The following is a 14,346-nucleotide window of genomic DNA, read 5'->3' as shown; positions in this document are numbered from 1 at the left end:
CACGGGGGAAATGACGACCGGAGAAGATACCCATGGCTCTGATTATTTCACGTCGCTCTTCCTACTGCCCCAACTTTGCAACAGCACCGCCCGAGACGCCGTGCCATCAACGATGGCTCGCTTTCCCCGATGCTGTGTCGTCCTACAGGCCGTTAGAATCCAGACTCGCGGGCACTAGCCGCGCGACTGCCGACAACCGCACGCCGTGTACCGGAAGGCTTGGAACGCCTAGGGTGTTCCTCATGGCAACAGATGACGTTAGCAAGGCCTACAGCTCACCGACCTTTGATGCGGAGGCACTGCTCGGAACGGTAATCTCGGCCGAGGACCCCGACCGCGTGCTCATCGAGCCCTGGGCGACCGGCGTCGACGGGGTGATCCTCGATGTGGGCTCTGGTACCGGGCGGTGGACCGGTCACCTCGCGAGCCTCGGACACCAGATCGAGGGACTGGAACCGGCGACACGGCTCGTGGAGCTCGCTCGCCAGACACATCCCTCAGTGACCTTTCACCACGGCACTATTACCGACCTCTCAGACTCGCCGAAGCGCTGGGCGGGCCTCCTGGCGTGGTACTCACTCATTCACCTGGGACCTGATGAGTTGCCGGCGGCACTGGCTGCACTGCGCGCAGTGGCCAAGGACGACGGTATCCTCCTCATGTCCTTCTTCTCCGGATTCCGTCTCGAACCGCTGCACCATCCGGTGGCCACCGCCTACCAGTGGCCGCTTCCCGACCTTGCCCGGGCACTGGAGGACGCTGGTTTCCAGGTCACCAGTAGTCACTGGGATCCTCGGTTCCCCCATGCCTATCTCACCGCCGAGGCCAACAAGCAGAATCTCGCCTGACAGTGGTGGCCTACTCGGTAGTCGTCTTCTCAGAAGACATCTCATAGCACCAGTGTGGTTACCTGCCGGAGGAGAAACGAGTAGTCAGCCGGACCATAACTGGCGACCGGCTGGGGCAGCGGTCCATCCAGGCCCCGGATGGTCTGCAAGGAGGTCGGCGCCGATCACTTCGTCCAGGCGTCGACGAAAACGCCCAGCCACCACAAAACCCGCATTCCCCCTTTTCTGTCCCGAGGCACCTCAGACTGCGGCCCCGAACAAAACACCGACACCGTAGGTCAGGGCCAGGCCGAGGGCACCACCGATCACCAGGCGCCCGCACGCGCGCATTGGGGAGGTACCCGAGATCTGGGCTGAGATGAACCCGGTCACCGCCAGGACCAGCAGCGTGACTACGAAGACCACGCCGGCGTCCCAGCCTGCAGGGGCGATGAATACCGACACCATCGGCAGCAGTGCTCCGAGCAGGAAAGCCACGGCCGAGGAGAAGGCGGCGGCCAAGGGGCTGGTCAGTTGCTCATTATCAATACCGAGCTCGAGCTGAAGGTGGGCGCCCAAGGCGTCGCCCTGCCCGATCTCGGTGGCCGCCTGGTTCGCTGTCGCAGGGGAGATGCCGTAGGAGTGTAGGATCTCCGACAGCTCGACGTGCTCGGCCGTCGGGTCTTCGGCCAGCTCCTTCGCTTCTTTTGCGATGAGCACCCGTTCGGTATCACGCTGTGAGGAGACAGAGACGTACTCACCGAGAGCCATAGATACCGCCCCCGCGATCGTTGAGGCCAAACCAGCGCCGAACACGACGGTGTCACTGGCGCCGGTGGCGATCACACCGAGCAGTAGCGCAGCAATGGAGACGATACCGTCATTAGCACCCAGCACACCGGCACGCAGAGTATTCATACGATTGTGGTGGCTGGGTACGTGCGGTTCGTGCAGGGGGTGAGCGGTGTTAGTGGAGATGATCATCAGTCCTTTATCGGCGCAGGAGACCCTATAAGCACAGCTTATTAAGGGCCTAGTTTTCCCACAACGAAGCGGAGCCAACCCTCGCCGTCTTTCGGGGCTAATCTCTTCGTTGACACGTCCCGTTACTCTCCGGGAGATCTCCTGGAACGTGGACTCCGGCCTCGAGATGCGAGAAGAGGCACCTACTCATGCTCAAGCATGCGGTAGAGGGGGGCCGGTTGACTTTGTCCTCGCGGGCGACCTGGCCCTTGGGTACGTGGGCCGCGATCTTTTCCATGATCACCTGGGGTTGCTCGTTATCGAACTTCGTGCCCCTGACGTTGTTAGCGGTTGGCCGCCTTAACCAGGTCGATACCCTCGGCCTGGCACTCATGGATCCGATAACGCTCGAACTCCACGAAGGGAGCCGAGGAGGGTGAATTACTCCTGGAGATCACGTGGAGAAGGTGAACCGGATCTCCTTCGGCATGATGTGGACAGCCTTAAACTCTGGGTCTGCCACGATCTCGTGCCAGATATCAGCGGGAATGACGAGGCTGTCTCCCGCGCTCACACCACGGTCTTCGGCAGAGAACTGAACGATGCATCGCCCCTCGGTGACGACGAGCACCGATTCGGTTGATGCTCTGTGTCTGGGCCAGGAAATTCCCGACGCCGCTTCCATCCGTTTAGTTTCAAACAGCGCTCCTTCTTCCAACGGCGTCACCCGGGGTCGTCCTGCGGATTCCATCGTAAAACTCCTTCGCCACACGTCACTCACTGGAGGGAATCTAGTCCCCGACCTGCCATGCCCCCACCTTACCGGCACAGGTCATGAGCGATGAGAATTAGTCCTTATCGTTATTGGATAGCGCTCGGTAGAGGGTGGCTCTGCCAATTCTGAGGTCTTGGGCGATCGACACCTTGGACTCACCAGCTTCTACCCGTTTCCGGGCTTTCTCGACGTCGTCCGGGGTGAGGGCGCGTTTGCGGCCCTTGTACTTGCCGGCCTTTTTCGCCAGGCGATCCCCTCGGCTTGGCGCTCCCGGATGATGGAGTGTTCGAACTCAGCGAAGGAGCCGAGAATGCTCAGCATGAGCTGGGCCCGCGAAGCATTGGATTCCGCCGAGAAGATCAGGTTTTCCTTGATGAAGTGCACGCTCGCACCCTTGGCGGTGATTTGGTCAATGATCTTCTGCAGGTCGACCTTCGACCATCACAATGACAGGCCAGGAACAACTATTGGTACGAGGGACATGAAAGGGGTCTGCACATGAGAAAAGCACACCGCGAAGATCCGCGGTGTGCTTAAAAAGTGCTTGACCTACTGGTGGTCACTCCCCTGGCTGTTCGCCGGGTTGTTCTGCCACCGGGGTGTCCCCACGCGGTGGGGTCACCCCATCCAGCTTCGGTGATGCCGCCTCAGCAGACGCTGCTGAGCCATAGGCGCCGGCCCGGTTGGCCAGTTCATCACGCACAGAGAGCACGGTGGCCATCTTGCCCCAGGTGCGATCAACGGAATCACTGGTGGAGACATTCTCCAGGGCATCAGGGTTGGCGCGCAGGCGCCCGATCACACCGGTATCAGCTGCCGTGTGGATGCGTCCGGCGACCACCACTCCGGAGCCGCGACTATCCAGGGCGCGGGCAAACAGTGACTGTGATTCAGCCGGGTAGCCGGCATCTCCGGAGCCATCCGAATCACCGGTGATCAGCACAACCACCTGGCCGGGAAGGATGGTGCCGTCGTCATAGGTGATGAAGCCGGTATCCCGCAAGGCATTGAGCAACAAGGCGCGTTCTGATGTAGATGCCAGTGGCTCGCCATTATCCGGGTTGAGCAGAAGCCCGGAGCCCAGTGCCTCACCCGCATGCGTTCCAGGATCCAGCTTCGTCTCAGAAAGCTGTGCACCAGCGGGCAGGGTGTTAGCCACGATCGACTTCAGCTGATCAGCGCTGTCCTGGGTGAAGAACTGATCCTCCAGCTGGATACGTCCGGCGTCAGTGGCACCGGCAATGCGCAGCAGCCAGGCCACATCATCAATATCAGACTGTTCTGCGTCAGTGGTGTGCATGATCAGCACAGGACGATCCTGCAGCTGACCTGCGACGATATCTTCCACCATGTGGTCAATGATGCTGTCTGCCTGATTGGCCTGGACCTCGTTGACAGCAGCTTGCTCCTCGGCAGCAACGACCTCAGAGGAACGTGGTGCATGAGGATCCGAGTTCTCAGGCAGGTTAGGTGCCAGAACATAGGTGCCAAAAGCGGTACCCGCTGCCACGCCGAAGGCAATGCCACCGATGATCAAACCGGTTTTACCACGTGTTTTAGCCATGGTGAATTCCCCTCAGCCTTCCTAGTTGAACCAACCCTGGACCGTCAGCGCGAAGCTGTTCCAGGTGTCGATGAGGTTGTCGGTGAAGGAACCATCACCGGCGGTACCCGCAATGGCAATGATGACGGCAACCGCCACCAGGATCCCCAGCAGCGCCCAAAGCCAGGCCAGGCTTCCAGATGATCGCACGGTGTAGAGATTGGAGATGACATCAGCATCCACCAGCTTGGTACCCACCTTGGCACGAGTGAGCAGAGAAGCCGGTTCTGCGGTGGACGCACCGGCGAACACGGCATCCAGATCCAGTGGTGCACCGACATTCACGATCATCTGTGCATTGTGGTACTCCGCAAGCAGCAGGGCGAGATCAGTGGCGGAATTCACTGCGGTTGGGAAGGTCATCGCGCCGATACCCAGGTCCTGAATGCGCTCCAGTCCCTCAGCATGGCCATCAGGCTCGGCAGGCAGGATGACATGGGCACCACTGCGCAGTGCATCAGCACCGATCCCGGTGGGGTTACCCACGATCAGGGCAGGCTTATAGCCGAGTTCAACCAGGGTGTCCGCTGCTCCATCTACACCGATGAGTACCGGATCATATTCCCGGATGAAGTTTCGCAGTTCCTTGAGTTGGGAACGGTGATTATTGCCAGGGCTGGCGATCAGGACCTTGCGACCATCCAGGTTTGTTCCTGAGTTGGGAATCCCGATGCCATCGATGAGCAGGGGTGCCTCTGAGTGGATGAACTGGATGGTGTTGCCGAAATAGGCTTCCATATGGTCCACCAGGGACTGCTGTGCATCAGTGAAGGCTTGCTCAGCCACCACTTGGGGCACAGGGGTGCCCGAGGCGATCAACCTCTCACCGTAGTAGAGCTGGCCGTCATCGGTGATGCGGCCCTTCTTGCCCTCTTTGATGGCGGAAGGAAGTTCAGATCCGAAGTTTTCAATCAGGTTGATTCCGGCATCCAACAGGAGCTGGGGGCCGAAGTTGGGGACGGATCCCGTGGTGAATTGCGCGACATTCAATACCGCGGCGGGACGGGCTGCGAGCAATCGCTGTGCGAATGCCCGGTCGAGATCTGGCGAGTCGATGATGGCCAGATCGCCTTGGGATAGACGCTTCATTCCCTTGCCTTGTGGAGTGCAGGCGCGGGTTGCTCCCACCAGACCTGGTAGGTCATTTTTGCGGTTGAACAAACTCATGCTGCCCATTGTGAAGTAAAAGTCTCAACCTTTGGTGGAGACGCGCCTGAAAAAACCGGGAAGCTTCTCAAACACTGCGAGCTGCTTTGACATTCACAACTCATATCGAGGCATTTTTCAGAGGTTTATCAGACACTGACGACCAGGTCAGCCGCGGAGCTGTCCATGCGGATGTCTTCACATTCACGCTGAGCACGTTCCAGGAGTTCCGTGGCATGGGCACGGCCGGTGTCCGTGTCATCCAGACCGGCCAGCATGCGGGACAGCTCTTCCACGCGGCGTTTGTGGCTGAGTGTTTCCACTCCGGAGGTGACAGCCCCTTCCCCGACATCCTTGGCCACGTGCAGGTGGGTATCAGCGTAGGCGGCAACCTGTGGGAGGTGGGTGACCACGATAACCTGATTGTCATTGGCCAGGCGTGCCAGACGGCGACCGATCTCCACGGCTGCACGTCCACCGACACCGGCATCAACCTCATCGAAGACAAGGGTGGTGCCAGTGGTCCCTGCGGCGAGGATGACCTCCAATGCCAGCATCACACGGGAGAGCTCACCCCCGGAGGCTGAGGAGGCCAAGGGGCGCGCCTGTGCCAGAGCATTGGCTGCCAGCTGGAATTCCACGGCATCAATACCGAAAGGCCCAGGGGCTGTGACCCTGATGTCCACGACGAATCGCGCTTTCTGCATGGCCAATCCTTGGATTTCCTCCGTGACGGTGGTTCCGAGTTTCTTAGCCGCCTTGATGCGTTCCGTGGATAGTTTCTTAGCCGCCCGCATCATCGTGGCCTCGGACTTCTTGACCTTCTCCTTGAGCTTGTCAACGGCTTCCGAGGAGATGTCAATGCTGGCCAGGCGGATCTGTGCCTTCCTGCGCCATTCGATGACCCCGTCAATATCCCCGGCATATTTACGGGTGAGCAACTTCAACTGCTGTTGGCGGGTGAGCATGGAATCTAATGCATGGGGATCTGCGGGAAGATCCGTGAGGAAGCCCCCCAGTTCTGCTGAGACCTCCCCCAGCTGGGAGGTGATTTCTGACAACAGCTCAGCAATTTCCTTGAGCTTGGGATCTTCACTGCCACTCAGTGCTGATTCTGCCTGCCCGAGCTGATCGGAAGCGGCTTCCTGCTCATCACCAAAACCGGAGGCACCACCCATCGAGTCACTGAGAGATCCTGCCCCGTCGATGGCAGCAAGGGCTGTTGCCGCCTGCTCCCGGAGGGTGTCCACATCCTGTAGGCGTCGGATCTGGGCGACCAGCTCTGTGTCCTCGCCGGGTTCCGGATTAACCTCATCAATCTCATTGATGGCAAACTGCAGACGATCAACTTCTTGTGCCAGTTCACGGCGTGAGGTGATGCGCTGTTTGAGATCGCGGGACAGCTCTTTCCAGGTGGCGTATTTTTCGGCATAGGACTTGCGTAGCTCCCCCAGCGTGGGGATGAAGCGGTCCAGGGCGTCCAGCTGACGCTCCGGCGACAACAACCGCAGCTGGTCATTTTGGCCGTGGATGGTCAGCAGTTCATCGGAGAAGTCTGACAGTGTCGCAGCAGGCACCGCACGCCCACCCAGGTGTGCCTTGGAACGCCCATTGGCACTGACGGATCGAACAGCAAGGAACTCTCCATTCTCATCTGCAGACCCTCCGGCGTTCGAAACAATTCCGGTTGCACGTTCGACAATGTCACAGGGAACCGTCTCGGTGACAAAACGCCCCTCCACCACGGCCTGCGATGATCCAGTGCGCACACGCGAGGCGTCTGCCCGGCCGCCGGAAAGCAGGCGTAAACCGGTCACTACCATGGTCTTTCCGGCACCGGTCTCACCGGTAAGCACGGTCAGACCCGAACTGAACTCAGCGGAGGCTGCTGGAATCACTCCGAGGTTTTCAATGGCGATATCTGCGAGCATGCCCATAACACTACATCAGTTTCCGGGAAATCATCCGAACAATGTTGCTAATCTTGTGATGGGTTTTCGAATAGATCCACTGACCTGGGAATTTTTAAATTCGAACACCCATACGTGGGTACCAGAGGTTTCGAAAACACTGACACCCAGGGGGCGACTGATGGCGAGTAACTAAAAGCCCGGATCCACCACTGTGGGAACACTAGAAAGATCACTGCCTCTTCCCAAGGAATTCTCCTTGGGAAGAGGCAGTGATCGACGCTGGGGATGAGAAGAAAACTATTCCTGGATCTCTGAGGCTTCAGGCAGGCCGGTGAGTTTATCGGGTCCACGCCATCCCACAACTGGTAGGCGGAGTTTGCTGACAAGTCTGTCGGTGAAGGGCAGGGAATCCAGACGGACCCACCGCACTGGACGCTGCCCCCTGACGATCTCCACACGCGATCCCGGGGGCATGGGAAGAGGACGGAAACCGTCCATCACAGCCATCGCCGGTGATGTTCCCGAGGTTGATTCCACAGCAACAGTGGACTGCGGGCTCACCACGAGGGGCTTGGTGAACAGTGCATGGGCGTTGTTGGGCACCACGAGGATGGCATCAAGTTCCGGCCAGAGCACCGGGCCACCAGCGGAGAAGGCATAGGCGGTGGAACCTGTCGGCGTGGAAATCAGTACACCATCACAACCGAAGGAAGCAACGGGACGGAAATCGACCTCGAGTGTGGCGTCCAGGACGCCGCGTCGGTTGAGGTTTTCCACGCTGACCTCGTTGAGTGCCCAGCCGCGTCCGATCTCCTGGTGGTCACTGTCACGGACAATGACATCCAGAGTCATGCGGTCTTCAATGCGATAGTCTCGGTCGATGACGCGTTTGACTGCATCCTCGAGGGAATCAGACTCCCATTCGGCCAGGAATCCGACGTGGCCCAGGTTGATACCTAGGACGGGCAGGTCAACTGCGTGCGCCATGTCAGCGGCACGCAGGAAGGTGCCATCACCACCCAGGACGAGAACAAGTTCAGCACCTGCAGCAGCCTGAGATGAGTGCGTGACGTGTTCAAATTTGCCCAGCACAGGGTGGGTGCCAATCGGATCGTCATCCTCGTTGAGAAGGACCCGCACCTGGATTCCCGCGTCTTCCAGGAGTTCTGCCGCCAGGACAGCGGATTCAATATTTGATGATCGACCTGTGTGCGGGACAAGGAGTACCAGACGTTCGTGTGTATCAGTCATTGCTGTGGCCCCTCCTGCACGGCCTTGTTGATCATGTCTACCAACTGCGCATGTTCAGGCATTGTGGAACCGCCATCTTTGACCAGCCATAGGAAATATTCTACGTTGCCTGACGGTCCCGGGAGTGGCGAAGCAACAACACCTTTGAGACTCAGCCCCAGTGTCCGCGCAAATTCAGCAACGTCACGGGTGACTTCTGCACGTAGTTCCGGGGAGCGCACCACACCACCACTGCCCAGACGGTCCTTGCCTACCTCGAACTGTGGTTTGACCATAGGCAGCAGGTCCGCACCATCAGTCATGCACTCGACGATCGCCGGAAGAGTCAGTTTGAGGGAGATGAAGGAAAGGTCACCCACCATCATGTCGCAGGGGCCACCGGTATCTTCCAGAGTCATATAGCGGATATTGGTGCGGTCGACGACCCGCACGCGGTCGTCATTTTGCAGACGCCAGATCAGCTGCCCGTACCCGACGTCGACAGCCACCACCTCGGATGCTTGACGACGCAAGAGCACGTCGGTGAATCCGCCTGTCGAGGCACCTGCGTCAAGCACACGACGCTCCTTGACGTTGAGGCCCTGGGCTTCAAAGGCTTCAAGCGCGCCGATGAGTTTATGGGCTCCCCGTGAAGCCCAGTCTTCTGTCGCTGATTCCTCAACCCGGATTGAGACTTCCGGCTCCACCACTGTTGCCGGCTTCAATGCCAGGATGCCACCGACAAACACTCGGCGTTCACGAATCATCTCTACTGCGTTTTCACGTGAACGGGCAATCTTACGACGCACCAGTTCCGCGTCCAGCCTTCTGCGAGCGACCATCTCAGTGGGAGTCTTCTTTCCTTGTAGTCAGTGGAGGATATGAGGAGAAAATAAATTTATCTAGGCCAATGCATCATTGAGAATCCGGTAGGCCTCTTCAAGATGCACAGCTTCTTCCGACAAGGTCTCAGCCGGTCTGGAGAGAACCTCGTTGACCCTGGCTTCAATCTCTTGAGGGCTGGGTGCTGCAACGCGTGGATCCTGCGGTTTTGGACCTACCACCAGGACTCCACTGCCTTGGCGGCATGATCAGACACAGTACGCACGCGGGCAACTGCCAGTCCACCATCTTCCACAGCCCAGGCTGCTTCGAGGGCAGTTCGCAGCGCCTGGGTAGGAGTAGCAGAGGCTTCTCCCCCATCCAGGATGACCTCTTCACCCTCAACGTGGGCGGTGAAACCTCCCTGCGCCCCCGGACGAAGCTCCTGGGCATCAGCGGTGAAACCCTCAAGAGAATCGGCAACAAATGTTGGGCGTTGCTCGGGGATTGCGGTGAGCAGGGCATAGTGTCCACTGACCCCGGTCAAGACCTGGAAGGTGTCCATTCCTGCTGCGACACCACCGGCAATATCTGTGTTGAGGCGATCACCCACGACAAGTGGACGCTTAGAATTCAACTGGGACTGCGCCTGGTCAAACATTGCAGGTCCTGGCTTACCAGCAGATTCCGGAGTGACACCAGTGGCACTGACAACAGCTGCCACCATCGAACCATTACCCACGTGGAGGCCACGTTCCATCGGCAAGGTGGTATCAAGATTTGAGGCAAAGTAGAGAGCACCAGCTTGAATGGCCAGGGCGGCTTCACTCAGCTGGTACCAGCTGGTTTCCGGATTATGCCCATGAAGGACTGCCGCAGGCTTATCATCAGCAGAATCAACCACCACGAAACCCACTGCACGAGCCAGGTCCCGGAAGGACTCTGTTCCCACGATATAAACGCTGGAGCCAGCTGGGATTTTTTTAGCAGCCATGGATATCGCCGCCTGAGCAGAGGTCAACACCACGGACTCAGTGGCGGAATCCAAACCAATATCACGGAGTTGAGCTGCGACAACCTCCGGTGCACGTGATGCATTATTGGTCACGTACATTACCGGAAGGTTGGCGTTGGTAATCGCATCCACTGCGTGGGCGATGGGTTGTCCCCCTTCATAGACCGTTCCATCCAAGTCTAGAAGAAGGCTGTCATAATCCGTGATGATGCTCATGACATATGAGTCTAGTTGGTTCCCTCATCAAGCTGCTCGAGGCGCTCCTTGGCATCCAAGAAACCGTCTTCATCAATATCCGCGGAATGCTGGAACCATTCACGTGCTTCATCGGAACGGCCGGCAAGTACCAGTGCGTCTGCATAAGCATAAGACAGGCGGGAAGCGGTTAGTCCGGTGGACTTCAGACTTGGGTTGACACGTTGTAGTTCGATGACAGCAGAGTCATGCTGACCCAGGTCATGACGGGCGCCGGCAACAACGATGGCCAGTTCGATCTTCGAATCTTCATCCAGTTCGGTGAGGTCTTCGGTGCGTGCCAGGTCAATGGCCTTTTCTGGGCGTCCCAATCCGCGTTCACAGTCAGCCATCACTGCGAGCAGACCTGGTCCACCAGCCATACGGCGGGCAGCGCGGAGCTCAGCAAGAGCTTCCTTCCACTCGCCGGCGTGGTACGCAGCGATACCGCAGGTTTCACGAACCACGGAGATACGACCAGCACGATCCTTGGCGGCGCGTGCATGACGAAGTGCAAGCTTAGGGTCATCAGCCAACCAGGTCGCAGCCATGATCATGTGCTTGGCAACGCCTTCGGCGTTATCGCGGGATAGAACCTTCAGGTCTTGCAGTACCAATGGATCAAGATCCTTGATGTCCAGATCTCCTGGCAGATCAGGTTCGTTGATACGGGTGTTGATGCGCTCTTCGCGGAAACCGGAACGCTGTGGGTGAAGTGTATCGCGCTTTTCTTCGCGTCCTGCACCTGCACGGTTCGCATGTCCTCGGGAAGGCCCGCCCGGACGTCCGTTACGGTCATCGCGCTTTTCATAACGGCGTTCTCCGCCGTATCCGCCACGACCACCCTGTCCACCGCGATTATCATCACGACGATCACGATCGCCGCGGTAACCACCACGATCATCACGGCCAGAACCCGGACGGGAGTCACCACCGCGACGATCATCACGGCGGTCGTCACGGTTGAAGCTGCGCTCTCCGCCACGACCACCCTGAGAACCACGGTCATCACGGGTTCCGCGGTAACCACCACGATCACCGCCACTGAAGTTTCGGCCACCACGATCGTCCCTACTCTGCCCCCCGCGACTATCGTCACTGTTACGACTCGGGGAGCTGCCGCGGTAACCACCACGATCGTTATTACGATCGCTACGGTAGCCACCACGATCACCTCTAGATGATGAGCGATCGTTGTCGCCGGAACGATCGTTGTCGCGATTGCGATCGTAGTTTTCTGCCATGTTGTTCCTTCAGTAGAGAACGGTTGAAAAATTCTATTATAAAACGAGAAAAAGAGTGTGGTCCAATGGGAGGAATTTTTACTCCTCAACCATTGAACCACACTCTTTCTATATCTCTCTTAAGTTTTAGGTCGGCAGTAACCTACTCTCCCACACCCTCCCGAGTGCAGTACCATCAGCGTAAACAGGCTTAGCTTCCGGGTTCGGAATGGGACCGGGCGTTCCCCTGCTACTATCACCACCGACACAAACAAACAAGCAAACACCCCAACAAAGAGACGCTTGTGTGCTGTGCTAGACACTGCATAGTGGACGCGAACAATCTTTAGTTCAGTTATGTTACATTGCGTTATTATCCAAACCAACTTTAGGGTTTGTGTCGGTAAATTAGTACCAGTCACCTCCACACCTTACAGTGCGTCCAGATCTGGCCTATCAACCCCGTAATCTACAGGGAACCTCAAAAGAAACCTCATCTCAAAACAGGCTTCCCGCTTAGATGCTTTCAGCGGTTATCCCTCCCGTACGTAGCCAACCAGCCCTGCTCCTGGCGGAACAACTGGCACACCAGAGGTACGTCCATCCCGGTCCTCTCGTACTAGGGATAGCTTTCTTCAAGTTTCAACGCGCGCGGCGGATAGAGACCGAACTGTCTCACGACGTTCTAAACCCAGCTCGCGTACCGCTTTAATGGGCGAACAGCCCAACCCTTGGGACCTACTCCAGCCCCAGGATGCGACGAGCCGACATCGAGGTGCCAAACCATCCCGTCGATATGGACTCTTGGGGAAGATCAGCCTGTTATCCCCGGGGTACCTTTTATCCGTTGAGCGACACCACAACCACAAGTAGGTGCCGGATCACTAGTCCCGACTTTCGTCCCTGCTCGAGCTGTCACTCTCACAGTCAAGCTCCCTTGTGCACTTACACTCACCACCTGATTACCAACCAAGCTGAGGAAACCTTTGGGCGCCTCCGTTACATTTTAGGAGGCAACCGCCCCAGTTAAACTACCCACCAGGCACTGTCCCCAACCCAGATCATGGGCCAAGGTTAAGACATTCAATCCGATCAGAGTGGTATTTCACCAACGACTCAACCACAACTAGCGTCATAGCATCACAGTCTCCCACCTATCCTACACAAACCGAATCAAACACCAATACCAAGCTATAGTGAAGGTCCCGGGGTCTTTTCGTCCTGCCGCGCGTAACGAGCATCTTTACTCGTACTGCAATTTCACCGGGCCTGTGGTTGAGACAGCAGGGAAGTCGTTACGCCATTCGTGCAGGTCGGAACTTACCCGACAAGGAATTTCGCTACCTTAGGATGGTTATAGTTACCACCGCCGTTTACTGGGGCTTAAATTCTCAGCTTCGCAACCTAAAAGGTCACTAACCGGTCCTCTTAACCTTCCAGCACCGGGCAGGCGTCAGTCCGTATACATCAACTTAAACGTCTTCGCACGGACCTGTGTTTTTAATAAACAGTCGCTTCCCTCTATTCTCTGCGACCACAACCAGCTCAACACGCAAAGTGCATCACCAGTCATGGCCCCCCTTCTCCCGAAGTTACGGGGGCATTTTGCCGAGTTCCTTAACCACAGTTCACCCGAACGCCTTAGTATTCTCTACCTGACTACCTGTGTCGGTTTAGGTACGGGCCGAATATGTACTCGCTAGAGGCTTTTCTCGACAGTACAGGATCACCGAATTCACCCCAAAAGGGCTCTGCATCACGCCTCGAACACATGCCAGGCGGATTTACCAACCTGACGTTCTACACGCTTACACCACAATCCAATAAGTGGCTCAAGCTACCTCACTGCGTCACCCCATCACTTAGCTACTACCAGATCAGGTCCCACGCACGCCACAACAAACAACCCGAAGGCCATCCACTGCTTAATGGGTGGTTAGTATCACTGATTCACCATGGGCGCACACACTCGGGTACGGGAATATCAACCCGTTATCCATCGACTACGCCTGTCGGCCTCGCCTTAGGCCCCGACTCACCCTGGGAAGATTAACTTGACCCAGGAACCCTTAGTCATCCGGCGGATGAGTTTCTCACTCATCAATCGTTACTCATGCCTGCATTCTCACTCGCACACATTCCACAACACCGTCACCAGGCTGCTTCAACACATGCACGACGCTCCCCTACCCAACAACACCAAAAGATGTCATTGCCGCGGCTTCGGCGGTGTACTTAAGCCCCACTACATTGTCGGCGCGGGATCACTCGACCAGTGAGCTATTACGCACTCTTTCAAGGATGGCTGCTTCTAAGCCAACCTCCTGGCTGTCTTCGCGACCCCACCTCCTTTTCCACTTAGCACACCCTTAGGGGCCTTAGCCGGCGATCTGGGCTGTTTCCCTCTCGACTACGAAGCTTATCCCCCGCAGTCTCACTGCTGTGCTCTAACTTACCGGCATTCGGAGTTTGGCTGATGTCGCTAAGATTTTGGTCCCGCTAAACCATCCAGTAGCTCTACCTCCAGTAAGAAACACACAACGCTGCACCTAAATGCATTTCGGGGAGAACCAGCTATCACGGAGTTTGATTGGC

13 protein-coding genes and 2 rRNA genes are annotated in these 14,346 nt (G+C 57.5%); 1 reads left to right on the top strand and 14 read right to left on the bottom strand.

Annotation, left to right across the window (positions count from 1 at the left end):
• The first annotated feature begins 242 nt into the window (after nucleotides 1-242).
• Nucleotides 243-848: a class I SAM-dependent methyltransferase gene (locus Q0M74_RS08830; RefSeq protein WP_293953513.1), complete on the top strand. Its 606-nt coding sequence runs from the start codon at nucleotides 243-245 to the stop codon at nucleotides 846-848.
• Nucleotides 849-1,088: 240 nt separating this feature from the next.
• Here Q0M74_RS08830 and Q0M74_RS08825 read toward each other — a convergent pair whose 3' ends face one another.
• The 14 genes from Q0M74_RS08825 to Q0M74_RS08760 all read right to left on the bottom strand — a co-directional run.
• Nucleotides 1,089-1,811, bottom strand: coding sequence for a VIT family protein (locus tag Q0M74_RS08825; RefSeq protein ID WP_003859513.1), 723 nt, complete (start codon nucleotides 1,809-1,811; stop codon nucleotides 1,089-1,091).
• A gap of 433 nt (nucleotides 1,812-2,244) precedes the next feature.
• Entirely contained in the window at nucleotides 2,245-2,541 is a 297-nt protein-coding gene (locus tag Q0M74_RS08820; RefSeq protein WP_003859509.1) for a cupin domain-containing protein, read from the bottom strand.
• A 97-nt stretch (nucleotides 2,542-2,638) separates the two neighbouring features.
• Nucleotides 2,639-2,812 carry a helix-turn-helix domain-containing protein gene (locus Q0M74_RS08815; RefSeq protein ID WP_020948655.1) on the bottom strand — a complete coding sequence of 58 codons (174 nt, stop codon included), beginning with the start codon at nucleotides 2,810-2,812 and terminating at the stop codon, nucleotides 2,639-2,641.
• Nucleotides 2,731-2,949 carry a recombinase family protein gene (locus Q0M74_RS08810; protein ID WP_293953511.1) on the bottom strand — a complete coding sequence of 73 codons (219 nt, stop codon included), beginning with the start codon at nucleotides 2,947-2,949 and terminating at the stop codon, nucleotides 2,731-2,733. Before Q0M74_RS08810 ends, Q0M74_RS08815 begins: the two co-directional genes overlap by 82 nt.
• A 175-nt stretch (nucleotides 2,950-3,124) precedes the next feature.
• Nucleotides 3,125-4,129 (bottom strand): copper transporter, encoded by a 1,005-nt coding sequence (locus tag Q0M74_RS08805; protein WP_293953509.1) that lies wholly within the window; start codon nucleotides 4,127-4,129, stop codon nucleotides 3,125-3,127.
• A 21-nt stretch (nucleotides 4,130-4,150) separates the two neighbouring features.
• A complete protein-coding gene (steA, locus tag Q0M74_RS08800; RefSeq protein WP_293953507.1) occupies nucleotides 4,151-5,344 on the bottom strand; it encodes a putative cytokinetic ring protein SteA in 1,194 nt (397 codons plus the stop codon).
• Between the two features lie 119 nt (nucleotides 5,345-5,463).
• Nucleotides 5,464-7,245 carry a DNA repair protein RecN gene (gene recN / locus Q0M74_RS08795; RefSeq protein ID WP_293953505.1) on the bottom strand — a complete coding sequence of 594 codons (1,782 nt, stop codon included), beginning with the start codon at nucleotides 7,243-7,245 and terminating at the stop codon, nucleotides 5,464-5,466.
• A gap of 279 nt (nucleotides 7,246-7,524) precedes the next feature.
• Nucleotides 7,525-8,478 (bottom strand): NAD kinase, encoded by a 954-nt coding sequence (locus Q0M74_RS08790; RefSeq protein WP_293953503.1) that lies wholly within the window; start codon nucleotides 8,476-8,478, stop codon nucleotides 7,525-7,527.
• Complete coding sequence (locus Q0M74_RS08785; RefSeq protein ID WP_293953501.1) at nucleotides 8,475-9,299, bottom strand: TlyA family RNA methyltransferase; 825 nt, start codon at nucleotides 9,297-9,299, stop codon at nucleotides 8,475-8,477. Before Q0M74_RS08785 ends, Q0M74_RS08790 begins: the two co-directional genes overlap by 4 nt.
• 60 nt (nucleotides 9,300-9,359) lie before the next feature.
• Nucleotides 9,360-9,521 (bottom strand): hypothetical protein, encoded by a 162-nt coding sequence (locus tag Q0M74_RS08780; RefSeq protein WP_293953499.1) that lies wholly within the window; start codon nucleotides 9,519-9,521, stop codon nucleotides 9,360-9,362.
• Nucleotides 9,515-10,510, bottom strand: a complete 996-nt coding sequence (locus Q0M74_RS08775) for an HAD-IIA family hydrolase (RefSeq protein WP_293953497.1) — start codon at nucleotides 10,508-10,510, stop codon at nucleotides 9,515-9,517. Before Q0M74_RS08775 ends, Q0M74_RS08780 begins: the two co-directional genes overlap by 7 nt.
• An 11-nt stretch (nucleotides 10,511-10,521) precedes the next feature.
• Nucleotides 10,522-11,772, bottom strand: coding sequence for a hypothetical protein (locus Q0M74_RS08770; protein WP_293953494.1), 1,251 nt, complete (start codon nucleotides 11,770-11,772; stop codon nucleotides 10,522-10,524).
• A gap of 129 nt (nucleotides 11,773-11,901) precedes the next feature.
• Nucleotides 11,902-12,018: ribosomal RNA gene (rrf, locus tag Q0M74_RS08765) — 5S ribosomal RNA — on the bottom strand.
• A 120-nt stretch (nucleotides 12,019-12,138) separates the two neighbouring features.
• Nucleotides 12,139-14,346: ribosomal RNA gene (locus Q0M74_RS08760) — 23S ribosomal RNA — on the bottom strand; the annotation flags it as partial.

The sequence above is a fragment of the uncultured Corynebacterium sp. genome, assembly GCF_945649885.1.
Taxonomy (GTDB): Bacteria; Actinomycetota; Actinomycetes; order Mycobacteriales; family Mycobacteriaceae; genus Corynebacterium.
The sequence above is the reverse complement of the archived record's forward strand: the minus strand, read 5'-3'. Positions and strand labels throughout refer to the sequence as shown.